General features: G+C 60.6%; 21 protein-coding genes. 12 read left to right on the top strand and 9 right to left on the bottom strand.

What is annotated here, in order from left to right:
* Positions 1-71 precede the first annotated feature (71 nt).
* The 4 genes from ED655_RS00230 to ED655_RS00215 all read right to left on the bottom strand — a co-directional run bounded on the left by ED655_RS00230 (position 72) and on the right by ED655_RS00215 (position 5,529).
* Positions 72-1,535 carry a mannitol dehydrogenase family protein gene (locus tag ED655_RS00230; RefSeq protein WP_122048552.1) on the bottom strand — a complete coding sequence of 488 codons (1,464 nt, stop codon included), beginning with the start codon at positions 1,533-1,535 and terminating at the stop codon, positions 72-74.
* A 177-nt stretch (positions 1,536-1,712) separates the two neighbouring features.
* The gene (locus tag ED655_RS00225; protein WP_122048551.1) at positions 1,713-2,768 is read right to left on the bottom strand and encodes an FUSC family protein; all 1,056 of its coding nucleotides are present in this window, start codon (positions 2,766-2,768) and stop codon (positions 1,713-1,715) included.
* Between the two features lie 3 nt (positions 2,769-2,771).
* The gene (locus tag ED655_RS00220; protein WP_122048550.1) at positions 2,772-4,310 is read right to left on the bottom strand and encodes a Do family serine endopeptidase; all 1,539 of its coding nucleotides are present in this window, start codon (positions 4,308-4,310) and stop codon (positions 2,772-2,774) included.
* Between the two features lie 19 nt (positions 4,311-4,329).
* Entirely contained in the window at positions 4,330-5,529 is a 1,200-nt protein-coding gene (locus ED655_RS00215) for an OpgC family protein (protein ID WP_240993421.1), read from the bottom strand.
* A 160-nt stretch (positions 5,530-5,689) separates the two neighbouring features.
* On the opposite strand from ED655_RS00215, the gene ED655_RS00210 reads away from it, so the two are divergent.
* Together ED655_RS00210 and ED655_RS15390 are read left to right on the top strand one after the other, a co-directional pair.
* A complete protein-coding gene (locus ED655_RS00210) occupies positions 5,690-6,835 on the top strand; it encodes an Mrp/NBP35 family ATP-binding protein (protein ID WP_062165534.1) in 1,146 nt (381 codons plus the stop codon).
* Positions 6,832-7,002 (top strand): hypothetical protein, encoded by a 171-nt coding sequence (locus ED655_RS15390; RefSeq protein ID WP_162993320.1) that lies wholly within the window; start codon positions 6,832-6,834, stop codon positions 7,000-7,002. The genes ED655_RS00210 and ED655_RS15390 overlap by 4 nt, the downstream gene beginning before the upstream one ends.
* A gap of 136 nt (positions 7,003-7,138) precedes the next feature.
* Here ED655_RS15390 and ED655_RS00205 read toward each other — a convergent pair whose 3' ends face one another.
* Positions 7,139-7,777 carry a hypothetical protein gene (locus ED655_RS00205; RefSeq protein ID WP_035444365.1) on the bottom strand — a complete coding sequence of 213 codons (639 nt, stop codon included), beginning with the start codon at positions 7,775-7,777 and terminating at the stop codon, positions 7,139-7,141.
* Positions 7,778-8,117: 340 nt separating this feature from the next.
* Between ED655_RS00205 and ED655_RS00200 the strand changes: the two genes are divergently transcribed.
* Entirely contained in the window at positions 8,118-10,325 is a 2,208-nt protein-coding gene (locus ED655_RS00200; protein WP_122048549.1) for a TonB-dependent receptor, read from the top strand.
* A gap of 40 nt (positions 10,326-10,365) precedes the next feature.
* Here ED655_RS00200 and ED655_RS00195 read toward each other — a convergent pair whose 3' ends face one another.
* On the bottom strand, positions 10,366-11,400 hold the full coding sequence (locus ED655_RS00195) for a lysophospholipid acyltransferase family protein (RefSeq protein ID WP_205835953.1): 1,035 nt from the start codon (positions 11,398-11,400) through the stop codon (positions 10,366-10,368).
* 260 nt (positions 11,401-11,660) lie between these two features.
* Between ED655_RS00195 and ED655_RS00190 the strand changes: the two genes are divergently transcribed.
* Positions 11,661-12,335: an HdeD family acid-resistance protein gene (locus ED655_RS00190; protein WP_122048547.1), complete on the top strand. Its 675-nt coding sequence runs from the start codon at positions 11,661-11,663 to the stop codon at positions 12,333-12,335.
* Between the two features lie 89 nt (positions 12,336-12,424).
* Here the strand turns inward: ED655_RS00190 and trpA are convergent, their stop codons facing one another.
* Positions 12,425-13,240 (bottom strand): tryptophan synthase subunit alpha, encoded by an 816-nt coding sequence (gene trpA, locus ED655_RS00185; RefSeq protein WP_122048546.1) that lies wholly within the window; start codon positions 13,238-13,240, stop codon positions 12,425-12,427.
* The gene (gene trpB / locus ED655_RS00180; protein WP_122048545.1) at positions 13,237-14,463 is read right to left on the bottom strand and encodes a tryptophan synthase subunit beta; all 1,227 of its coding nucleotides are present in this window, start codon (positions 14,461-14,463) and stop codon (positions 13,237-13,239) included. The genes trpA and trpB overlap by 4 nt, the downstream gene beginning before the upstream one ends.
* A gap of 124 nt (positions 14,464-14,587) precedes the next feature.
* Here trpB and ED655_RS00175 point away from each other — a divergent pair, with 124 nt between their 5' ends.
* The 3 genes from ED655_RS00175 (at position 14,588) to rho (ending at position 17,655) form a co-directional block, all read left to right on the top strand.
* A complete protein-coding gene (locus ED655_RS00175) occupies positions 14,588-15,574 on the top strand; it encodes a magnesium transporter CorA family protein (protein ID WP_122048544.1) in 987 nt (328 codons plus the stop codon).
* Positions 15,550-16,137 carry a hypothetical protein gene (locus tag ED655_RS00170; RefSeq protein ID WP_162993319.1) on the top strand — a complete coding sequence of 196 codons (588 nt, stop codon included), beginning with the start codon at positions 15,550-15,552 and terminating at the stop codon, positions 16,135-16,137. Before ED655_RS00175 ends, ED655_RS00170 begins: the two co-directional genes overlap by 25 nt.
* 222 nt (positions 16,138-16,359) lie before the next feature.
* Positions 16,360-17,655 carry a transcription termination factor Rho gene (rho, locus tag ED655_RS00165; protein WP_023978877.1) on the top strand — a complete coding sequence of 432 codons (1,296 nt, stop codon included), beginning with the start codon at positions 16,360-16,362 and terminating at the stop codon, positions 17,653-17,655.
* A 260-nt stretch (positions 17,656-17,915) separates the two neighbouring features.
* On the opposite strand, the gene ED655_RS00160 is transcribed toward rho, so the two are convergent.
* The gene (locus ED655_RS00160; RefSeq protein ID WP_122048542.1) at positions 17,916-18,362 is read right to left on the bottom strand and encodes a methylated-DNA--[protein]-cysteine S-methyltransferase; all 447 of its coding nucleotides are present in this window, start codon (positions 18,360-18,362) and stop codon (positions 17,916-17,918) included.
* A gap of 13 nt (positions 18,363-18,375) precedes the next feature.
* Between ED655_RS00160 and mnmE the strand changes: the two genes are divergently transcribed.
* From mnmE to ED655_RS00135, 5 genes are read left to right on the top strand one after another with little or no spacing between them, the layout of a single operon-like run.
* Positions 18,376-19,680: a tRNA uridine-5-carboxymethylaminomethyl(34) synthesis GTPase MnmE gene (gene mnmE / locus ED655_RS00155; protein ID WP_122048541.1), complete on the top strand. Its 1,305-nt coding sequence runs from the start codon at positions 18,376-18,378 to the stop codon at positions 19,678-19,680.
* Positions 19,681-19,687: 7 nt separating this feature from the next.
* The gene (gene mnmG / locus ED655_RS00150) at positions 19,688-21,544 is read left to right on the top strand and encodes a tRNA uridine-5-carboxymethylaminomethyl(34) synthesis enzyme MnmG (protein ID WP_122048540.1); all 1,857 of its coding nucleotides are present in this window, start codon (positions 19,688-19,690) and stop codon (positions 21,542-21,544) included.
* On the top strand, positions 21,541-22,122 hold the full coding sequence (rsmG, locus tag ED655_RS00145; protein WP_122048539.1) for a 16S rRNA (guanine(527)-N(7))-methyltransferase RsmG: 582 nt from the start codon (positions 21,541-21,543) through the stop codon (positions 22,120-22,122). Before mnmG ends, rsmG begins: the two co-directional genes overlap by 4 nt.
* On the top strand, positions 22,112-22,924 hold the full coding sequence (locus ED655_RS00140) for a ParA family protein (RefSeq protein WP_023978871.1): 813 nt from the start codon (positions 22,112-22,114) through the stop codon (positions 22,922-22,924). The genes rsmG and ED655_RS00140 overlap by 11 nt, the downstream gene beginning before the upstream one ends.
* Positions 22,921-23,802 carry a ParB/RepB/Spo0J family partition protein gene (locus tag ED655_RS00135; protein ID WP_122048538.1) on the top strand — a complete coding sequence of 294 codons (882 nt, stop codon included), beginning with the start codon at positions 22,921-22,923 and terminating at the stop codon, positions 23,800-23,802. Before ED655_RS00140 ends, ED655_RS00135 begins: the two co-directional genes overlap by 4 nt.
* Positions 23,803-23,867: the final 65 nt, after the last annotated feature.

The following is a 23,867-nucleotide window of genomic DNA, read 5'->3' as shown; positions in this document are numbered from 1 at the left end:
GTTACTTTGGGACACAGGAAAACTCGCCTGCCTTAGAAATCTGTCATGAGTGCGGCTTTCGCGCATCCTTTTCAGATAGAGAGAGCGGCCTTTACGCCTTTTTCTCTAATAACCTTGCGTAGTTCGGTCACTTTTTCGTCAAGTGCGGCATGATCAAGCTTGCGCCAGCCATCAAAGGCCGGGAGGGCAAACCCGGCTTCGTAATCGTCGCTCCTGGCGATTTTCCAAGTGTCATCGGTGAAGGTCGGTTCGATCGGCTCGAATGTGCCGCCCTTCTCGTTCTTGCCGCGAAGCATTTCAAGATAGGCAGCCAGACCATAGGCAACGCGGTCTAGATCGCGCTTGTCTTTCAGGAGGTTCTGGATGGTGGCGGTCCAGAACACCTGCACCTTCGATGCCCCATCGCTGCCGATACGCAGGTTCTGGTCTGCCATGGCCGGGTTGGAGAAGCGCGAGATGACCGATTCCTTGTACTTCTCAAGGTCTTCACCCGGCGCGGCCTTCAGGGTCGGGATGACATCTGTGTCGAGATAGCTCTCGACCAGCTTGCGCAGATCGGGGTCATTGATCGACTCGTCGATATGATCGTACCCGAGGAGCAGGCCGGAGAAGGCCAGGAAGATGTGCGATGCGTTGAGCATGCGGATCTTCATGAACTCATAATCGGTCACGTCATCGACCATCTGCACGCCGACCTTTTCAAGGGCGGGACGTCCATCGGCAAATTCATCCTCGATCACCCACTGGGTGAAGTCTTCCGCCACGAGCGGCAGAAGATCATCCAGGCCGCTCTCCTTGTTCAGGCGGGCAGCGATGTCCGCCGAGACGGTCGGTGTGATGCGATCAACCATGGCGTTGGGGAAGGTGGCATTTGCCTCGATCCAGCTTGCCAGCTCCGGGTCACGGGCGCGGGCATAACCAAGGAATGCCTTGCGCGCCACGTTGCCGTTATGACGCAGGTTATCGCAGGACATGATGGTGAAGGCGCGATTGCCCGCATCGCGACGGCGGCGCAGGCCCTCGACCACATAACCAAAGATCGTGGACGGCGTTTCGGGGTTGGACAGATCGCGCTGGACGGCCTCGTTGTCGAGCGCGAATTCACCCGAATGCTCGTCGATGTTGTAGCCACCCTCGGTGATCGTCATCGACACGATCTTGATGGCCGGATCGGCGAGATATTCCAGAACGGCTTCCTGCTTTTCGGGGGCGAGGAGATAGTCGCGCAGGGCGCCAATAACGGTGCGCTTACTCTCGCCCGAGGGGGCCGTTTCGGTCAGGGAGAACAGGCAGTCCTGCTGCTTGAAATCCTCGGCCTTCTTCTTGGAACGGTCGCCCGAGGTCAGGCCGACACCGATAATGCCCCAGCCCTGCTGGCCGGGCAGCGCGAGGGCCTTGTCGACATAATAGGCCTCATGGGCACGAAAGAAATTGCCGACGCCAAAATGCAGGATTCCGGGCTTGATGTCCTTGAGATCGTAAGACGGAGCGGCCACGCCTGCCGGCAGGTGCTTCAGGGTCTCGCGGGTGATCATAAGCTTAAATCCCTTTTTGTTGCTTCAGGAGTGCCATTTCTGAACGACATGAAAAGACCAGATCCAGTCACACACGTCAAAAAACGCCCGGCATGATCCGGCCCAAATTACATCAGGAAACGTAACAGGGGGGGCACAAGTTCAACGCGATTTGCGCAGATACGCCATGCGTTGGGCTTACTTTCCGATCATGTCTCTCAGGTCTTTCGCCCGGCTTTCGGGCGTGCTCATCAGCACGTCTGTGGCGCGACGCAGATCCTGACGCAGCAGGGCGATGACGAAATGCATTTCAGGCAGCGCATCCTGCCCCAGTGTCGGCAGCGCACTCAAGACGTCTTCCCGTCCCGGACGATAGGGTTTCTCATGGGCCTTGCCCGCAGCATGGATTTCGCAGCGCCGGGCGAGAGAGCGATAGGCATGGCTCAGACCGGTATGCAGCCCGGCCACGCCAGAAAAACCGCCCCTGTCCTTGCCCGCATTGATGGCACGGGCCACCAGCATGGTATCACTGAGCATACGGCGCATCAGGGCGGGCAGCACGGTCAGGATCGGGTGGCGTTTTTCGAGCAGCCCCCAGTTTTCGCGATAGGCCTCTGCCACACATTCATTAATCACCAGCAGGTTGCGGGCGCAATGATCGTTGCGGGCTTCGAGTTCGCTCCACATTTCCTGCCGTCGCAGGGCCGCCTGAAGCAGTTCGTCCATCTCGCGGAACATGCGCCCTGCGGTGAGGAAACCGCGCCGCCGCGCACTGGCATGAAGCACCACGAAACTCACAACCAGCGCGACGATCACACCAAGGAAAATGGCAGTCAGTCGCTCGGTCAGCGGCCAGTACGGGTTCGCGCCATGCGAGGGCAGAAGATAGACAATCATCAGCGTCACCCCGGCAAAGCGCAGCGAGGGGCGAACGGCCGCCATATAGGCCAGCGGTAGCAGGGCGACGCAGAAGATTGGCCAGTAGAAACCCAGAATAAGCCGCGCGGTGATAGCCAGTGTGCCAACAACAGCACCGACCAGCGTGCCGATAATCTGGTCGCGCGCCGTGGAAAATGTCTGGTCTATGCTCGACTGGGTGACGATCAGCGCCGTGATCAGGGCCCAGATCGTCTCGTCCAGCCCGGTGGCTTCACCGATGATCCAGCACAGGGCCACCGCAACGAGGGTTCTGACCATCTGCCGCCACGGGGCCTCACCATCCTCGCGCGCCCGGAGCAGTGAGGCAAAGGGCATAGATCAGTCTCCGGATAGCGGCAGCGGCACCCAGCGCAGCCCGTCCTGACCCTGAACGAGCAGGAGCACGGTATGTTTCTTCTGCTGGCGTGCGCGTGCCAGTTCCTTTGACAGGGCGTCCGGTGAATTCACGGCCACCTGCTGCACTTCCGTCACCACGTCGCCCGGCTGAAGGCCACGCGTATCGGCAGCACCATCGCGTGTCACATCGGTCACCACCACGCCTCGCTGCGAATCCGACAGGCTGTATTTGCTGCGTGTCTCATCATCGATGGCAGAGAAGGTGACGCCCAGATCAGCCAGGGCGAGCTTGGTCGGGCCTTTCAACTTGGCATCGCTTGGCGGCATGTCCGGCGCCTCGGGTGAGGGTTTGACCACCAGGGTGACATCCATTGTCTTGCCCTTGCGCCAGATGCCGAACACCGTCTTGGTGCCGGGCGCAATTTCGGCCACGAGGCGTGGCAGGGCGTGGCCATCAATGGGTTTGCCATTGAGCGCGGTAATCACATCGCCTGTCTGCAGCTTTGCCGCAGAAGCCGGGCCCTTGGGGTCGATACCGGCAATCATCGCGCCCTTTTCGGGCTTGAGGCCGATGCTGTCGGCAATTTCATGTGTCACGTTCTGCACGCGTACGCCAATCCAGCCGCGCGACACATGGCCATCACGGCGCAGCTGGTCGATCACACCACGGGCATCATTGGCCGGAATGGCAAAGCCGATACCGATGGAGCCGCCACTGGAGCTGTAGATGGCCGTGTTGATGCCGATCACCTGCCCATCGAGATTGAAAAGCGGACCGCCGGAATTGCCCCGGTTGATGGAGGCATCGGTCTGAATATAGTCGTCATACAGCCCGTGATTGATATCGCGCCCACGCGATGAAACGATGCCGCTGGTGACCGTGCCGGACAGGCCGAACGGATTGCCGATGGCCAGAACGCGGTCGCCGACGCGGGCCTTGTCGCTATCGCCAAAGGGCACGGTCGGGAAGGGCGTCTTGCTCTCGATCTTGATCACGGCCAGATCGGTCCGGCTGTCGCGCCCCACGATCTTTGCAGGAAGCACCGTGCCATCCTGAAGGGTGACGGAAACCTTGTCCGCATCCTTGATGACATGGTTGTTCGTGACGATGAATCCGTCGGGCGAGATGATGAAGCCCGAGCCCAGCGCCTGCATCTTGCGTGGCGGATCGGAAGGCGAGGGGGAGCGATTCATGTAATCGTGAAAGAATTTCTCCATCGGCGAGCCGGGGGGAAATTGCGGCACCTGCGGTCCGTCATCGGGGCTGGCGTCCGGGCCGTCATCGTCGTCATCATCCTCACCCGGCTTCAGCGTGGCTGAAATCGAGATGTTTACCACCGCAGGCAGCAGACTGGCTGCCAGATCGGCCAGGGAGTCCGGCGCCGCATGAACGCTGCGTGCAAGAGCCGCCGGCGCAGTTGCTGCGGGTGCGGCCGGTGCCGGCGCGGGGTCGGCAAAGGCGGAGGAGGCGGCGGAAACCCAGCCGCCCATCAGGGCGGCAAGAACGAGGCGATGTTTCATGGCGCTAGGCTAACGCAAATCAGGGGTTTGCGTCACCTATCTCCGCGCTGCGATCTTTCTTCTCTTCCGCCCGGGCTTCCTTGCGTGTTTCGCCCGCCATCAGAGCGGCCTGACGGCGATGGCGATCAAGCCAGACCGACAATCCATAGACCCCGAGGAAGCCAAGCACATTGACCAGAATCTGGATGACCCAGCCATCGCCAAAACTGTTCATCACCAGTCGGGCAAACAGGTCGAGAATGGTGCCGAAGCTGAATACCTCAAGCGAATGACGCCCCAGCAGCGCGAGACCCTGCCCGATACGTGTTTCCGAAAGGCGCGTGGCCGTTACGGAGGACTGGACAAGCAGCAGGATGGCCAGAGCGTCGGTCCAGCGCCAGATGGCCAGATCGGACTTGTCGGCCTGCGGCACGACGGCAAGCGGCCTCAGGCTAGGCAGGTTCCAGCTTTCATAGGGAAAGCACTCAAGCGCGCCGAACAGCAGATAGGCTCCGGCAAGGCATTTGGCCCAGAGGGGGGCCGGTAGATTGCCCTCGCGCTTGCCCGCCATGATGGCGGCCAGCATGCCAAGGGTGAAAATGAACTGCCAGGCCAGCGGGTTGAAATACCAGCCATCGGGGTCGAGCCAGTTGGGCAGGTTGAGCGTGGGGTCACTGTTGATCAGCCCCCAGAGCGCAAGACTGACCCCGCCCAGTAGCCATGGCGAGATCTTCCACAGAAAGACCAGCAGCGGAAAGGCCAGAAGCAGCACGATATAGAGCGGCAGGATGTTCAGATTGTTCGGCAGGGCCTGAAGGCTGAGGACGCTCCAGATCCATTCATGGCCATGGGCCAGTTCGGGCTCCAGAAAATCCACGGGCACGGGGTAATAATGCCGCCACTGGCGTATGGTGAAAACCGACACCAGCAACATGACCATCTGGAACAGATACAGGCGCCAGCATCGGCGCACGATGCGCTCGATACCCATGACCCATCCACCCGTTGGCGGCCCGCGCAGGATCAGGCGGCCATAGGCCAGCCACGAGGCATAGCCCGCCAGCAGCACAAAGATCTCGGCGGCGTCAGCGAAGCCGAAATTGCGCAATGTGAAGCGGTTGAGCACATCCTGTGGCGCATGATCGGCCAGCATCATCAGCAGCGCGATGCCGCGCAGGGCATCAATGCGATGGTCGCGCTTCTTGCGTTTAGGGGTGGCGTCGGTTGTGGCCTCGCTCATGCCTGTCATGCTCTCCTGCCCGGACGACCCGGGTGCATCTGCCCCGGTATTGACCTGCTCATACGCGCAGATGGTTGCGCGATCCACTTCCCGCCATGTTAAACGAAAGGGATAAGGCCCGGCCCCGTCGCCAGAAGCGCCCCGTCGCCAGAGGACAACCATGACCGATTTTGAAAAACCCGCCAACGAGGAAGACCAGCGCAGGATTCTCGAGACCCTGCGCCTGGTTCAGGATGAAGCCGGCACATCCAATGTCCTGAGCTTTGCCTCGCTTGAAGGTGTGGCGGTGCGTGATGGACACGCCCATGTCTCTCTCGCCACGTCGCGCGAGGATGCGGCGCGTATCGAACCCCTGCGTCCCCGTGCTGAAGCTGCTCTTGCGCGTCTCCCCGGTATCTCGCGCGCAACGATCATCCTGACGGCCCATCGTGCACCGGGCAAGGCTGCGCCCCAGCCTCAGGGGCACCGCCCCTTCCAGCTCGAGCAGCCCGCCAACAGCCCCGGCCATCCTCAGCCCATGCGCCCCGATGGCAAGGCCCTGCCCCAGGTGCGCGCCATCATCGCCGTTGCCTCCGGCAAGGGCGGCGTGGGTAAGTCGACCACCGCGGTCAACCTCGCGGCCGGTCTGGCCAAGCTCGGGCTGCGTACCGGCATGCTGGATGCCGATATCTATGGCCCCTCCCTGCCACGCATGCTCGGCCACTCCGCCAAGCCTGCGCTTGAAAATGGCAAGATCATTCCCGTCGAAGCCTGGGGCATGCACGCCATGTCCATCGGGTTTCTGGTGGATGAACAGCAGGCCATGATCTGGCGCGGCCCGATGGTCATGGGGGCCATCGGCCAGTTTCTGGGCGACGTGGCGTGGCCCGCCCTCGATGTGCTTGTGATCGACATGCCGCCGGGTACAGGTGACGCCCAGCTGACCATCGCCCAGAAGCTCAGCCTGCGCGGTGCCGTGATCGTTTCCACCCCGCAGGACATTGCCCTGCTGGATGCCCGCCGTGGGCTGACCATGTTCGAGCGCATGAATGTGCCTCTGCTCGGTGTGGTCGAGAACATGTCCTATTTCTGCTGCCCTAACTGTAACCATCGCACCGAGCTGTTCGGTCATGGGGGCGCGCGGGCCGAAGCCGAAAAGGCCAATGTACCGTTCCTTGGCGAAATTCCGCTGCTGGCCGATATTCGCATGAGCGCCGATGCCGGTACGCCGATCATTCTGTCCTCGCCCGACAGCGAGGCCGCGCAGGCCTATACCCGGCTGGCCCGTGCCGTGGCGGACAGTCTGCGTCTGGAGCCAGGCGCTTGAGGCGCTTGTCTCTCGCTCTTCTGGTCGGTGGTCTGGTGCTTGCGGGGTGCGGCCCCCGCAAGGTGGCCCATCATGGCTACGCCGACGATGGCTACGGGGTGATCGATAATTCCCCTCATCTGCCGCCGCCAGATACGCTCTGGCGGCCGGCCAGGCCTGCACAGTAAGCGGATGTATGGGGCGCTGCCCCATGCCCCGCCAAAGGACGGTCGTCCTTTATAAACCTGTCTGGTTCGAAACGGGGATTAATGGGGCTTGCCCCTCTGCGGGTGCAGGGCAAAGCCCCGCACCCTGCCCGAATAGTCAGTGAGCCGGTGTTACTGCCGGGGTCTGTTCGCCGGTTTTTTCGGTAACCGAGACATCGCCATTGACGGTTCGGTTGAGCACGGAAAATGACACCGCATCCATCGTCGTCACATCGACGTCATCGCCGGTCTTGAGGCTGTTCAGCAGGGGCTGAAGCGCCTTCTGACGCACAGTGATGGTGCGTGTGATATCAGCATGATCGATGATCGTTACCTTATGGGCAGCCGCATCGACCGTCACGACCTTCACGCGCTGACGCTGGAACGAGACGAGCGTGCCATGCGGGTGGCGACGGGCATAACCCTTGGCGGATGACACGGTCGATTCTGGCAGGGGCGTGCCGGGTGCGGCGATATCGGCTGCCATCGTCTGGAAGAAACGGACCGAAATCTGGTCTCCAGCCTCAAGATGGGGAAGGTTCTTTGCATCCTTGGGGATGGTGAGGTTGAGCAATCCGCCCTTCTTGTCACGCAGCAGAACGGTACGTGTTTCCGGATCGATCGTCTCGACCGTTGCGGTCATGCTCTGGTTGCCCGTGATCACGGCCTGTGCAGCCGCTCGGGAGATATGGAGCGTCGAAGCCGGTGCAGCGAAAAGAAGGGCAGTCAATGCGGGGCGCAGCAAACGACGGGTCATGCGCGTTGTCCTCGAAACCATGGGAGCGTTCTTGTCCTTCTTGGGTGTCAGTCAGAGCGAAATGGTCGACTGTTCCATCTCATCGGCGGGAGAGACGGACCGGTTCAGGCTGCCCCATGTTGCGCTTCATGAAAAGGGGGCGTGAGGCATGGGTGCTCAGCCTTTTGTGCAATTCACCGATAGGTTGCACAGTCCCGATCGGGTAGCTGCTGCCCAGGCCAGAAGCGGGCGCTTCTGACAACGATCGTCGGCATGTCGCTCAAGGATCGGGCGCAAAAACCTTCGAGGCAGTGTAAGGCGGTCTGGCAAGAGGGCGTTCGTTTCGGCATGAATACGGGTTATGTCCGATCACTCCACCCGCTCTGACCTGCGTTATGGCCTGTTGCTCCTGCTGGTTTGGGGTGGCGCCGCTATCGTCACAGGCTCAGGCAAGGCCGAGGCAGCGCCGCTGCAAGGCCATGACAAACCCGCACCGCAGACCGGGCAACGAGACGAGCATGTGATTGTGCATGGTCGTCAGGCATCCGGTATGGGGGCTGATTATGGCCGTCATGATGCGTCTCTCGGGCCGTTGGGCACGCGCTCGCTTCTGGACACGCCTTTTTCCATCATGGCGGTTTCACGGGATGTGATTGTGAACCAGCAGGCGCGCAATGCGAATGATCTGGTGCAGTACCTGCCTTCGGTACAGCTTGAAATGCGGGGAGACCCCAATACCAGCCGTCCGCAATCGCGGGGCTTCGAAGCGGATGTTATCGCCAATTCCCGTATGGACGGGCTCAATATGGTGATCACGACGCCTTATGCTGCCGAAATGTTCGATTCTCTCCAGGTGCTCAACGGGTTGTCGGGCGCGTTGTATGGACCGCAGAATCCGGCGGGGACATTCGACTACACGCTGAACCGCCCGACAGATCATGCTCGCGAGCATCTGGTGTTCGGAGTGGACTCGACGGGTGCGCCCCTGGAGTCACTCGATGCATCAGGGCGGGTGGGGCATGGGCGATGGTTTGGCTATCGTGTGACGATGCTCAACCAGTCTGGCACGACCTATGCCCCCGGTACGCATCTGCGACGCGGGCTGATTGCCGGAACCTTCGATTTCAGGCTCGACAACCGGACGACGATCCAGATTGACGTCAGCCAATACAGCTATGCCCAGCGTGGTTATGCCGGAGGGTTCTCCTTTGCCACGGGGCTTTCCTTGCCCAAGGCGCCCGATCTTGCGCAGCAGGGATATGGTCAGGATTTTGCGGGTTATAACGCGTCAACCAATACGGCGCTGGCAAAGGTCATCCACAGATTCAACGAGAACTGGTCGCTTACGCTGGGCGGCCTATATCAGGATGCCTGGCGGAATGTCTTTGGTGTCACCAATGCCTTGCTCGACGATACGGGGCGATATCGCACCACCATCACGGCAGCAACGACCGCCAATGATTTCCGGGTCTGGTCGAACCTCGCCTATGTCAATGGCCGGTTCCACACCGGGCGTTTCGTGCATCAGCTGGTGCTCGGCTCGAACGGTTACAGCATGGGTAATTTCAATCCGACTGCGGGGGCGAGCACGATACTGGGAACGGCCCGTATCGGGGCCCCGACCGTATTCGCAGGGACGCAGCCTTATTTCTCGGGGCGCTATCAATCCGCATCGATCCTGACACAATCCCTCCTTCTGGGGGATACGATGGCGCTGAACCGCCATTTTTCCATCATGGCGACGCTTGGCTGGAGCTGGCTCGACACGACGAGCCGCAACCGCAATGGCATCACGACCGCCGCCTATAACGCCTCTGGTGTTTTCACTCCCATGACGAGCCTGATCTATCGGCTTGACGAGCACACGAGCTTTTACGGCACATGGGGGCGGTCTGTTCAGGCGGGGCCGGTTGCCCCGGCGTCGAGCCGGAATGCCAATGACGTGCTCGCACCGCTGCGCTCGGAAGAATATGAGGTGGGCGCAAAATACCGCCCTTCGTCGGGGGTGATGCTGAGTGCCGCGGCTTTTCGCATGACGCGTGGTTTTGCCTTCACCGATCCGGTGAGCAGCCTGTATCGCGAGGCGGGAACACAACGCAATTACGGCGTCGAGGGGCAGGTTGCAGGGCGGGTCAGCGACGGGCTGAGTGTCATAGGGGGTGTCACCTGGCTTGATGCGCAGGTTGGCAACACAGGCTCTGCACTGACATCGCACAAGCAGGTTGTGGGGGTGGCTCCGGTGCAGGCCAATATCCTGCTCGATTATCACCCCGGCTGGGCGCGGGGTGGCGCGGTCAATGCGAGCGTGCACGTTGTTGGCAGACGCGCAGCCGATAACGAGAACCGCAGTTTCGTCGCCTCGTTCACAACCCTTGATCTGGGTGCGCGCTATGGCTTTCACGTATATCGCGTGCCGATGGTCATACGCTTCGGGGTCAGCAACGTAACCAATGCGCGGTACTGGGCTTCGGTCTATCCGAGTTCTGTCGATGGCGGCACCAATGCCACGAATTCGGCAGTTGCCGGCTTGCCCCGGAGCTATCACGCAACGACAGAAATCGATTTCTGATGGTTGTGTTATGATCGTTGTGTTCTGGCCGGCGCGCGTGTCAGCGCGATAGATCAGGCTGCCAGCCCGTCATGGTATCCCGGTTCTGGCGCAATTCTGCTGCGCCGCGCGCGACGGCAGACCATGCGGCATTGGCCAGTGCCTTGCGGCTGGGGAAGTCTTCTGGTGCCAGAGGCGCGTGAAGCAGGACAGTCGCCCGCTTGTTACGTGTTTTCAGAAATTGCCAGACGTGGGGCCCCAGATCCATATCGCCATACCAGGCAAAGATGGCGCGTCGGGTGCGCGTGACGGGCAAACCCTCCAGCCGGTCATAAACCAGAGAGATAGGTTGTATGAGTGGCGTCAGTCCGGGCGGGTAGGAGGGCATATCCACGGGCGGCGCATTTTTGGGCAGGCGTGGCAGCTTCGCGATCGCGAAGAAAGTGGACATGAAGGGCAGCACGCGCGACCCATCAGAGGATGTGCCTTCAGGGAACAGGATCAGATTATCTCCCGTCGCAAGACGCGTGATCATTTCGTCTCGCTCACGCCCGGTTGTGCTCCGGTTGCGGCTTACGAAAATGGTGCGTCCGATCTTGGAGACCAGCCCCATGATGGGCCAGCGTTCGATGTCGCCTTTGGCGACGAATACGGAATAGATCTTGGTTCCCAGTACAGGGATGTCGAGCCAGGATGAATGATTGGCGACATAGATAACGGGGCGCTCACCCCGATCGCGTCCTTTCTGTCCGCCGACTGTGCCGACGGGGCTGCCAACGACCTGGATATCCAGATCAAGCAACTTGCACAGAACGCCCCAGATGACCCGCGTCCAGCGTATTTTGAGAACGCCGGGGATGGGGAGCAGTAAAGCTTCAAATCCCACTGAAAGCGGCACCCAGATGATGACCCCGGCCAGACGGATGCCAGCACGAAGGGCCTCAACACGGCGGGTCAGCACGCTGGGCGCACGCGCGGGCGTAGGCTCCATCAAGATCGGGCGGGGCTGATGACGTGCGTGATTCTTGTTCGGTGCTTTGCTGCCCCGTCCTGATAGCAGTTTGGCGAGCCGGGCTCGGAAGTCTTTCGCACTCATGCCGTGTTCAATACTGTCAGGAGGCAAATGTGACAATCTCCCGACCTGCGATCCTCAGGATGATGACTGGTCAATACGTATTGATGGCAGCAGGACGCGCCGATCACGTTTTGTGCAGCGAAGCCTGGGAATGTTCCACGTGAAACATCGCCTTGTCCCATGGGTGCAGGTGGCGCTGGTGGTCACGTATTCTTTAGGGCGTCGCCTTGCGGTCTGCAGCCTGCCTCGTGCGTAATGATGAGAAAGAAAGGTAAAAAGTAATGTCTGGTTTTGGCAATACCCCAGAAAACAAACCCTCCGGTGACAATGATCCGGGCGACATCTCGCGCAGCGATGAATTACCTGGCGGGATCTTCACAGGCGGGAGCTTTCCCGAAGGCGGTATTCCGGGCTTGCCACCCTTTACGCCCAAGCTGAAACCAAACTGGTTCATCGGCATCGGGGCCGCCCTCATCCTGCTTGGTGTGTTTGCCTTTCTCGATACTGTTGTGACCACGCTGGCGAGCATCGTCGTTATCGGCATGTTGCTCATTTTCTCGGGGGTCGCCTATCTGGCGCAAAGTTTTGCCCATCGTGACGTGCCGGGGTCGCGGTTCTGGATTACTGCCCTGACAGGGTTTCTCTACGTTCTCGGCGGTATTCTTCTTATTCAGGAACCTGAGACGGGATCGCTGTTTCTGACAGCTTTCCTGGCCGGGTGCTTTATGGCTTCAGGCGTAATGAGGGGGCTCTGGGCGCTGGGCCATCGCCACGTGGCCAATTGGTGGACGATGATTCTCAGTGCGGCGGTTGCCCTGTTCACCGGGGTGTTCATCTTCGTTACCCTGCCGTGGTCCGGGCTCTGGCTTATCGGCACATTCATTGCCATCGAGCTAATCTTCGGCGGTATCTCCGCAATGGCGTTCGGCATGTCGCTCAAGCGCGACGGGCAGTGATATCCCGCCATGACGGCGCATGAAAAAGGCCGCCCCGACACAGTGTCGGGGCGGCCTTTTTTACATCAGTTCAACTGCGCAAGAGCCACTTAGTTCTGGCGAACGGCCTTGGCGATGTCCGCCAACTGACCCAGGACGGACGGAACGCTCTCTGCGGTTGCCTTCCCATTCTCCAGCGTGCCGGCAAGTGTCGCGATCAAGGCTGAGGCCACGACTGCAGCATCACCCACCGAAGCCGCCTGCGCGGCCTGTTCCGGGGTGCGAATGCCAAAGCCAATGGCAACCGGCAGGGGGCTGACGGCACGAAGGCGCGGAAGCGCGGCTGCGAGCTCATCGGTGCTCGCAGTGCGCGTTCCCGTAATGCCGGTGATGCTCACGTAATAGATGAAGCCTGATGCGGTGTCGAGCAAATAGGGCAAGCGGCTGTCGGGCGTGTTAGGCGCAACCAGCTGGATGATATCCAACCCGCAGCGTTGCGCGTCTCCTGACAGCAGATCGCTCTCTTCTTTGGGAAGGTCGACAATGATCAGACCATCGACACCCGCCTTGGCAGCATCGGTGCAGAAGCGTGCCGGGCCGTAACTGTCGATGGGGTTGAGATAGCCCATCAGGATGATTGGCGTCTCATTATCCGTCTCGCGGAAGGCGCGCACCATATCGAGCACCCCGGCCAGCGTAGCGCCTGCCTTGAGGCCACGCAGCGCGGCGGCCTGAATGGTCGGGCCATCGGCTGAAGGATCGGAAAAGGGCACCCCGATCTCGATCAGATCGGCCCCTGCCGCGGGCATGCCCTTGAGCAGGGCGAGAGAGGTTTCTAGATCCGGGTCATAGGCCTGAAGATAGGGGATGAGTGCTCCGCGCCCTGCTGCCTTGAGCGATTCAAAACGGGCCTTGATACGACTCACAGCGCAACTCCCAGATGCTCGGCGACGGTAAAGATATCCTTGTCGCCACGGCCCGACAGGTTGAGGACGATGATCTGGTCCGGCGACATGGAGGGGGCGATCTTCATGACATGAGCCAGACCATGCGCACATTCGAGCGCCGGGATAATGCCTTCGGTGCGCGTCAGAAGCTGGAAGGCCTCCAGTGCTTCCTTGTCGGTCACACCCACATACTCGGCGCGTCCGATATCATTCAGCCAGGAATGTTCCGGCCCGATGCCGGGATAGTCCAGCCCGGCGCTGATCGAATGGGCCTCGGCAATCTGGCCGAACTCGTCCTGCAGCAGATAGGTGCGATTGCCATGCAGCACGCCCGAGCGACCGCGGGAGATGGACGCTGCGGTAAAGCCGCTATCCAGCCCATGACCTGCTGCCTCGACCCCGATCAGGCGCACGGATTCATCGTCGAGGAAAGGATGGAACAAGCCCATGGCGTTGGAACCACCACCAATGGCCGCCACCAGCACATCAGGCAGGCGTCCCTCGACGGCCATCATCTGCTCGCGCGTTTCGATGCCGATGATTGACTGGAAGTCGCGCACCATCTCCGGATAGGGATGCGGCCCTGCCACCGTGCCGACCAGGAAGTATGTGTCATGCACATTGGCAACCCAATCGCGCATGGCCTCGTTCATGGCATCCTTGAGCGTGCCTGACCCTGCCGTTACCGGATGCACCTCGGCACCGAGCAGATGCATGCGAAACACGTTGGGCTTTTGCCGCTCGACATCGACGGCGCCCATATAGACCGTGCATTTCAGACCGAACAACGCGCAGACCGTGGCGGTGGCCACGCCATGCTGTCCTGCACCCGTCTCGGCCACGATGCGCGTCTTGCCCATGCGGCGTGCCAGAAGGATCTGGCCCATCACATTGTTGAGCTTGTGCGAACCGGTATGGTTGAGCTCTTCACGCTTGAGATAGATTTTCGCGCCGCCGAGTTCGTCGCTCAGGCGCTTGGCATGCCAGAGCGGACTGGGGCGGCCAACGTAATCGCGGAAATAGTAATCCAGCTCACGTCGGAATTCCGGGTCTGCCTTGGCTGCCTGGTAGGCATCCGACAGATCCTGCACCAGAGGCATGAGTGTTTCTGCAACGAACTGGCCACCAAAACTTCCGAAGCGACCGCGTTGATCGGGGCCGTTGCGCAGGCTGTTGGGGCGGGGCGGGACTTCAGAGCTCATGAAAATTATCCTGTCCGGGGCATGGATCGACATGGCGAGCGGGTTTCTGCGATACCAGAGGGGCGGCGTTGCGTCCATTCCCGACCCGCTGGGTGAAAGCGCCTGAACCAGAGAGGAAAACCTGATGTTTCTAGCGCACCCGGTCGGGCAGCCGGTTCACGAAATTCTGGCAGCCGATGATGCGAAAGGCGTGTCCTGGCTCGATCTGGTGGAGCCGAATGAGGATGAGATACGCCTTGCGGAAGCTGTGACCGGTCTGACCCTGCCGCGCAGGGCCGCACTGGAGGAGATCGAAAGCTCGTCGCGCCACTACCGGCATGGGGATGTGATCTATCTTTCCATGCCACTGGTGCGGGTGATCGATGGGCGGCTGACGGCATGGCCTGTGGGTATGATCGTTTCACCGGACCGGCTGATCACCCTGCGCTATTCCAGCTACACCGCTTTCGAAACCATGAGTCGTGACCTTGCGTCCAACGACGCCGATTTTGCGCTTTCCGATGTGCCGGAACTGACCATTCATCTGCTTGAGACGATCGTGAACCGTCTGGCCGATATTCTGGAAAATGACGGCCATACGCTCGATACGATCTCACGGACGGTCTTTGCGCCCAAACGTCCGAACCGCCATGTCCGCAACGCCAATATACTGCGACAGACGCTGCGTGAGCTTGGCGAGAGCGGTGACCTTACCTCATCCATCAGGGAGAGCCTGCTGGGGGTGGACCGCATTGGCATGTATCTGGGTGATGCGCGGTATTTCGAGTTTCGTGAGGCCCTTCAGACCCGGCTGCGTATTCTCGGGCGCGACGTTGCCTCACTGAACGATTACGTGGCTCAGATGACCGTCAAGGTGCAGTTCCTGCTGGATGCAACGCTCGGATTCATCAGTATCGACCAGAATGACGGGATGAAACTGCTTACGGTTGTCAGCTTCGTGGGCATCACCCCGACCCTTCTGGCGGGTATTTACGGGATGAATTTCAAGGTCATGCCGGAACTCGAATGGCATTACGGCTATTATTATGCGTTATGCCTTATGCTTGCCTCGGTGCTGCTGCCTCTCTTCATTTTCTGGCGCCGTGGATGGTTTGGAGATCGCTCAACGTGAAGCGCCTTGCCCTTTCCCTTCCGATCATGTGCGTCGCCCTCGCTGCCCAGCCTGTCATGGCGGGTGAGGCGGGGCGGCCCTTGCAGCCCACCACCCAGCAGGCGCAACAGATGCTTGATCGGCTTGCCCAGGAACCTCTGAAGTATGAGGGCGACAGCGCCACGGCCCCCGGCTTTCGTCAGGCCCCCGGCTATACTGGCCGTCAGCCGACGCAGATTCTGGTTGGGTATCACATCGAGGGTAGCCGTCTGCAGGGCGAATTCGTCGCGCTAGACGCGGATAATCGCCCCCTGCAGGCAGCGCCTCTTACTGGCGCATTGACCGCGCAGGATGTCACGCAAGCGCATTACCAGCCCGCTTCCGGCTTTGGCGGGCCGGTTCCCTGTACGATCGATATTGCCCTGCCCAAGCCCCTGCATCTTGACGGCCAATGCGCGCCGGCCATGATTTCCGGTGCCTATGCTGAACGTGTAAAGGCGTCACCTTTGATGTTCATTATTCCGGGTCTCGGCGCATCCGAGGCGACATCGGGACAGTATATGATGAAGCCTTGGCGCGGCTGATCGGAACTATTGACAGAAAGCGTTATTTCTCACTAGATTGAGACGCAAGAGCCGCCTGTTCTGATTCATGCGGCCTTTTTCAAGACCCTTTCGTCTTCGCTCATCGTCGGGCCCGTTTCTGCGGCCCATCTGACGGGGCATTCTTTCACGATCGATCATCTGTCACGGTCACGATTCCAAATCGTCCGGGCAATGGACTATAGCCCATCTAAGGCGCTTTTCATGCATCTTGCTGAACTCAAGAAAAAAACACCTGCCGATCTGTTGGCCTATGCTGAAGAGCTGCAAATCGAGAATGCTTCCTCGATGCGCAAGCAGGACATCATGTTCGCCATTCTCAAGACCCTGGCGGATAATGATCAGGCCATCTACGGCGAAGGCACGCTGGAAATTCTGCCCGATGGGTTCGGCTTCCTGCGCTCGCCTGAAGCCAATTACCTGCCCGGCCCTGACGACATCTATATCTCGCCTGCCCAGGTCCGTCGCTTCAGCCTGCGTCCTGGTGATACGGTTGAGGGGCAGATCCGCGCCCCGCGTGATGGCGAGCGTTACTTCTCACTGCTCAAGGTCAATACCATCAATTTCGAAGAGCCTGACGCGGTTCGTCAGCGCATCAACTTCGACAATCTGACGCCGCTCTATCCTGAGCGTCGCCTGCGTATGGAAGTCGAGCAGGCCGGTGCACCCGAGCCTCAGCCTACCGGCAAGGGCAAGAAAGACCAGCGCGACTATACGCCGCGCGTGATCGACCTTGTCGCCCCGATCGGTATGGGCCAGCGCGCCCTGATTGTGGCCCCGCCTCGCACCGGCAAGACCGTGATGCTGCAGAGCATCGCCTCGTCGATTTCCGCCAACCACCCCGATGTGTTCCTGATCGTTCTGCTGATCGACGAACGCCCCGAGGAAGTGACCGATATGGCCCGCTCGGTGCGTGGCGAAGTCGTGTCCTCGACCTTTGACGAGCCCGCGACCCGCCACGTGCAGGTGACCGAAATGGTGCTCGAAAAGGCCAAGCGCCTTGTTGAGCACAAACGCGATGTCGTGATTCTTCTCGACTCGATCACCCGTCTGGCGCGCGCCTACAACACCGTTGTTCCCTCATCGGGCAAGGTGCTGACCGGTGGTGTGGATGCCAACGCCCTGCAGCGCCCCAAGCGCTTCTTCGGCGCAGCGCGTAACATCGAAGAGGGTGGTTCGCTCACCATCATCGCCACCGCGCTGATCGATACGGGCAGCCGTATGGACGAAGTGATCTTCGAGGAGTTTAAGGGTACGGGTAACTCCGAACTCATCCTCGATCGCAAGCTTGCCGACAAGCGCACCTTCCCGGCAATCGACATCACCAAGTCGGGCACGCGTAAGGAAGAACTCCTTGTCGATCGTGCGTCGCTCTCGAAGATGTGGGTCTTGCGTCGTATCCTGTCGCCCATGGGGACGATGGATGCCATGGACTTCCTGCTCGACAAGCTGAAATACAGCAAAACGAACCAGGATTTCTTCGACGCCATGAACAACTGATCTGGTCTGCAGGTCATGAAAAACCGCCGGAGGCTCATGCTTCCGGCGGTTTTTTTATGGGCGATATCGAGGGGCGTTTCGCCGTGGACGCCACCCGGTTTGGTCGCGTTTTCCTTGCCTCATGCGGAGGAATGATCGTGCCGTAGAACGCGGTCTGCATGAAGCATGTTGGGGCAAGGTACCCAACTGATGGCGCCATATACTTTATCCGGCAGGGTAGGATTTGCCTACCGGGGGGCTGTCTTTACAGGGCTGGCGAGTCAGACCTGAACGCCTTCAAGGCGCAGCAGATAGCGCTTGTCGTCCAGACCATTCTCGCCGGAATAACCACCCAGATGGCTGCGCCCCAGAGCACGGTGGCAGGGGATCAGGATAGGGATGGGGTTATGCGCCATAGCGCCGCCAACCGACCGGGCCGAGCCTCCTGCCTTGAGGGCGAGTTCGGCATAGCTGATGGTCTCACCGTAAGGCACGTCGCGCAAAGCCTGCCAGACGGCTTTGCGATAGGTGGTCCCCCAAGGGGCAAGAGGCAGATCGAAACTTTCGGGCTCGCCGTCGAAATAGCGTTCCAGCATGGTCTGGGCGCGGCTAAGAAGAGGCGTCTTTTCCTGATCGCGCCCCCAACCCCAGTCGAGGGCAACGATTGCGCCATCATCCTCGCTGAGGGTGAGGGGGCCAATGGGGGAATGAAGCGAGAGCTGGGGCATAGAAGGGATTCACATGGTTGACGCGATGGAACGCCCGGCAGCGCGCAAGGGCGAGGTCATCTTCGCTCTGGCGACAGGAACCGGGCGGGCAGCAATCGCTATCATGCGCGCAAGTGGTACCGGGGCTCAAGAGGTGCTTGCGTCGCTATGTGGCGGAAAGCTGCCCAAGCCGCGTCATGCAAGCCTGCGGGCGCTGCATCATGAGGGCGACCATCTGGACGATGCGATGGTGCTGTGGCTGCCGGGGCCGCGTTCCTATACGGGCGAGGACGGCTTTGAGCTGCACCTCCATGCCGGTCCGGCCGTCATTGATCGCGTGGCAATGGCCCTGACAACGCTTGGTGCCCGACCGGCCGAGCCGGGCGAATTTACCCGGCGCGCCGTACAGGCAGGCAGGCTCGATCTGCTTCAGGCTGAGGCGATAGCTGATCTGGTGGAGGCCGAAAGCCAGAGCCAGCGTCAGCAGGCGCTTGCGCAGGCGGACGGCGCTTTGAGTCGCCTCTATGAAGGCTGGAGCGAGCGCCTGAAAACATTGCTGGCGCATCAGGAAGCGTTGATTGATTTCCCTGATGAGGATCTGCCCGAGGCGGTCGAGCTTGCCCTGTCGCGCACCCTCAACGACCTTCGCGCTGCCCTGAAGGCGCATCTCTCCGACAAGCGCGGTGAGATCGTTCGTCGTGGCCTGACCGTGGTGATTGCAGGGGCTCCTAATGTCGGCAAGTCGAGCCTGCTGAACCATCTTGCCGGATATGATGCGGCGATTGTCACGCACCGCGCGGGGACGACGCGCGATGTGATCGCGATTGACTGGCTGTTTCAGGGGGTGCGGCTGCGTCTGGTCGATACAGCGGGGCTGCGCGAGACCGAGGATGAGATCGAGGCAGAGGGTATACGCCGTGCAATGTTTCACGTGGAACATGCCGATCTGGTGCTGCACGTCGTGGCAGGTATGGCCGAAATCCCGTTGCGTCCCGATGCCATGATGATCAGCAACAAGGTGGATCTGTATCCGGCGCTGGATAATACGCTGGGTCTGAGCGTCCAGACGGGTGAGGGGATGGAGGGCTTCGAGCAGGCCCTAGGCGCGCGTATCAAGGCCCTGACCGCTGGCGTGGGCGCTCCACTGACACGGGCGCGACACAGGGCTGGTATCGAGGAAGCTCTGCTTTATCTCGATCAGGCTCATGAGGCGCTCTGGCCGGAAGTGAGGGGTGAGGCGCTGCGTCTGGCCATGCGCGCCCTGGGGCGACTGACGGGACAAGTTGATGTCGACTCTCTTCTGGATGTGATATTTGGACAATTCTGCATTGGTAAATGAGGCGTGTGTGAGCGAGTTTGATGTTGTCGTCATAGGCGGAGGTCATGCGGGAAGTGAGGCCGCAGCGGCTTCGGCGCGTTTCGGTGCGCGAACGCTTTTGCTGACCCAGAAGCCCGAGATGATTGGCGCCATGTCGTGCAACCCGGCCATTGGGGGTATCGGCAAGGGGCATCTCGTGCGTGAAATTGACGCGCTTGATGGCCTCATGGGACGGGCAGCCGATCAGGCAGGCATCCATTTCAAGCTGCTCAATCGCTCCAAGGGACCAGCCGTTCACGGCCCGCGTGCGCAGGCCGATCGTTTTCTGTATCGCAATGCCATTCAGGCGCTGCTGAAGGCCACGCCCAATCTGACCATCATGGCGGGCGAGGCAGCCGATCTCGAGGTGCGTGACGGGCGCGTCACAGGTGTCATTTGCGAAGACGGGCGCGTGGTCCGTTGCGGCGCTGTTGTGGTGACCAGTGGCACGTTTCTGCGCGGGGTCATTCATATCGGGCATACGCAGGAGCAGGCAGGGCGCATCGGCGAGCGTCCGGCAGCGCGTCTTGGCGAAAGGCTTGAAGCCCTCGGGCTGCGTATGGGGCGGCTCAAGACCGGCACTCCTGCACGGCTTGCGCGCGACAGTATTGACTGGGACTCTTTGGCTGAGGACAAGGGTGATGACGTACCCGAACCGTTCAGCAGGCTGACCGAGCGTATCACCACAGACCAGCTTTCATGCCGTATCACCAGCACGACGCCACAGACCCATCAGATCATTCGCGATAATCTGGCGAAATCCGCACTCTATGGCGGGGCGATTGCAGGCAAGGGGCCACGCTATTGCCCGTCAATCGAGGACAAGATCGTCCGGTTTGGCGAAAAGGATGGGCACCAGATCTTTCTCGAGCCCGAGGGGCTCCCCGGCAATCCGGGTGGCGATCTGGTTTACCCTAATGGTATATCGACGAGCTTGCCTGCCGATATTCAGGCGCTGATGATGGCCTCCATTCCGGGGCTTGAGAAGGCGCGTATCGTCACCCCCGGCTACGCCGTTGAATATGATTATGTCGACCCGCGTGAGCTCGCCCCCAGTCTCGCCCTCAGGGCCATGACCGGCCTTTATCTGGCAGGGCAGATCAATGGAACGACGGGCTACGAGGAGGCGGGTGCCCAGGGCCTGCTCGCAGGGCTCAATGCCGCACGCTTTGTGGCAGGCAACGATCCGCTCGTGCTGGGGCGTGATCAGGCTTATCTGGGTGTGATGCTGGACGATCTCACCTTACAGGGCGTTTCAGAGCCCTATCGTATGTTCACTTCACGCGCCGAATATCGACTCAGCCTGCGCGCAGACAACGCCGATCTCCGCCTGACTGCAATTGGGGAGGAAATGGGCTGCGTCGGTGCAGAGCGAGCCGAGCGGTTGAAGCAGGACCGCGAGGCGATCGACGGGGCAATGGACCAGGCCAAGGCACCGATCCATGCTCCGCAGGATCTGGCTGCACAGGGCATTGCTGTCTCACAGGACGGACGCAGGCGTTCCCTGCTCGACGTGCTGTCAGGGCAGGCTGACGAGGAAGCGGCGACCCGTCTGGCCCCGTGGTTTGGTGCGTTGCCTCTGCGCATTCGGCGCCACGTTGAGACCGAGGCACGCTATGGGGGGTACCTGCAAAGACAGGAGCGCGAGATACGCCAGCTGGCCAATGAGGCCCAGATCGCGCTGCCTGATGATCTCGATTATGGACGTATCGGTGGGCTGAGCAGCGAGATGAAGGAACGCCTTTCTATCGCGCGCCCGGCTAATTTCGCCGCCGCCCAGCGTGTGCCGGGTGTCACACCCGCCGCCATGATTGCGCTCCTCGCCCATGTGAGGGCCGTGGCATGATCGAGGTTTCACGTGAAACACGCGAACGCCTCGAGGTGTTCGCGGCACTCCTCGAGAAGTGGAATGCGCGGATCAATCTGGTGAGCCCGCGTGACATGCCCCATTTGTGGGAGCGCCATATCGCAGATTCGCTCAGACTGGTGCCGTTCATCACCAGAGGCGCACGCGTGATCGATCTGGGCTCGGGGGGTGGATTCCCGGCATTGATGATCGGTATCGCCTGCGACGCCGAGATGGTGATGGTGGAGTCGGACCAGCGTAAATGCGCCTTTTTGCGCGAGGCGGCGCGGGCCTGCGGCGTCAAGGCGCGGGTCGTGTCCAAACGCATCGAGCAGGCCGAACTTCCCCCGGCCCCCTATGTGACCGCGCGCGCGCTGGCGTCTTTGAGCCAGCTTCTTGAATGGAGCACGCCATTTCTTCTGCCGGGAGGGAAAGCCCTGTTTCTGAAGGGTAAAAATCTTCCCGACGAGTTGACCGAAGCCGAGCGGTGCTGGCACATGCAGCACAGAATTCTGGACAATCGCGCCGCCTCAGGTGGCGCCATCATCGAGATAAGCGATATCAAACGTGTCGAATAACGACACGGGCAAGAAGGCCCGTATTCTCGCCGTCACCAACCAGAAGGGTGGTGTGGGCAAGACCACAACAGCAATCAATCTGGCCGCGGCACTCGCCAGCACGCAACGCGTGCTGCTGGTGGATATCGATCCGCAGGGCAATGCCTCGACCGGACTGGGTGTCGATTATAATGCGCGTCAGATCGGCAGCTATGCGGCGCTCATGCAGGAAGCGCCCCCCGAAAAGCTTCCCCGCCCGACAGAGACACCCAATCTCGACATCATCGTTGCCAATACCGATCTGGCGGGTGCGGAGCTTGAACTGATCGGCAGTGATCGACGTGAGTTTCGCATACGCGAGGCTCTGGAGGCCCTGTCAGGGCGTTATGATGTCATCCTGATCGATTGTCCGCCAAGCCTGGGTCTGCTGACGCTCAACGCGCTCGTTGCGTCCGATGCCGTGCTGATTCCGCTCCAGTGCGAGTTTTTTGCTCTGGAAGGTATAAGTCAGATCGTGCGGACGGTTGACCGTGTGCGCCGGGCCTTCAATGCAGACCTGCATGTGGCGGGCATCATTCTCACGATGTATGACCGGCGCAACAACCTCTCGGAGCTTGTGGCGGCCGATGCGCGCAACTTCTTTGGCGAGCAGGTTCTGGAAACGCTGATCCCCCGGAATATCAAGATTTCCGAAGCCCAGAGCCATGGCTGCTCGGTGCTCGAATATGACCGTCGCAGCAGCGGGGCTCAGGCCTATCTCGCTTTGGCACAGGAAATCGGCCAGCGTCTGGGCCTCACCCAAAAGCAAGGGGCTCCCTCATGAGCAAAAAACCGGCTCCCCGTCTCGGCCGCGGCCTTGCCGCCCTGCTTGGCGACCAGGCGATCGAGCTGCCCCGTACGCAGGGGGCATCGCATGACGCTGTGCCGACCCCCTCCATGTTGGGGGTAGACCTTCTCGCACCGGGTCCTTTCCAGCCACGTGTGGATATGGATGAGGGGAGGCTGAACGAACTCGCAGACTCCATACGAAGCCGTGGTGTGCTGCAACCTATCCTTGTACGGCCAGACCCGGATCAGAAGGGACATTACCAGATCATCGCAGGTGAGCGCCGCTGGCGGGCCTCGCAGCGTGCAGGGCTGCATGAGGTGCCGGTGCATGTGCGTCTGCTCGATGATGCCGATGCCATGGCTGCTGCGCTGGTCGAGAATCTGCAACGCGCCGATCTCAACGCGATTGAAGAGGCAGAAGGCCTGCAACGCCTGCTGACCGATTACGCCCTGACGCAGGAGGAACTGGCCGGGGCTGTGGGCAAATCCCGCCCGCATATTGGCAATATTCTGCGCCTGCTGAACCTGCCCGAAGCCGTGCGCCAGAAGGTGCGTGACGGCTTGCTGAGTGCAGGCCATGCCCGTGCCCTGCTTGCGCATCCTGACCCCTGCGCAGCGGCTGATATCGTAATTGCCCGTGGGCTGAACGTGCGTCAGACCGAGGCCTTGGCGCGGTTGACCCCCAAAGCCGAACAGGAAGCGATCAAGGCGCCGCGCGATAACGAACTGGTCCGTCTGGAGCGGGATCTTGCGACGCGTCTTGGCCTCAAGGTTAAGATCGAATTCAACGGCAAAGGCGGCTCGCTTCGACTGGACTATCGTAGCCTCGATCAGTTCGACACGCTTATGCGTCTGCTTTCCCCGGAGAAATAGGGATTTTAGTTTCGTATGCGGAATAGTGCATTTTTTCTCTTGATGCCTGTTCCGCCCTTTGTTAG

The sequence above is a fragment of the Asaia bogorensis genome (assembly GCF_900465345.1).
GTDB lineage: Bacteria > Pseudomonadota > Alphaproteobacteria > Acetobacterales > Acetobacteraceae > Asaia > Asaia bogorensis_A.
The sequence above is the reverse complement of the archived record's forward strand: the minus strand, read 5'-3'. Positions and strand labels throughout refer to the sequence as shown.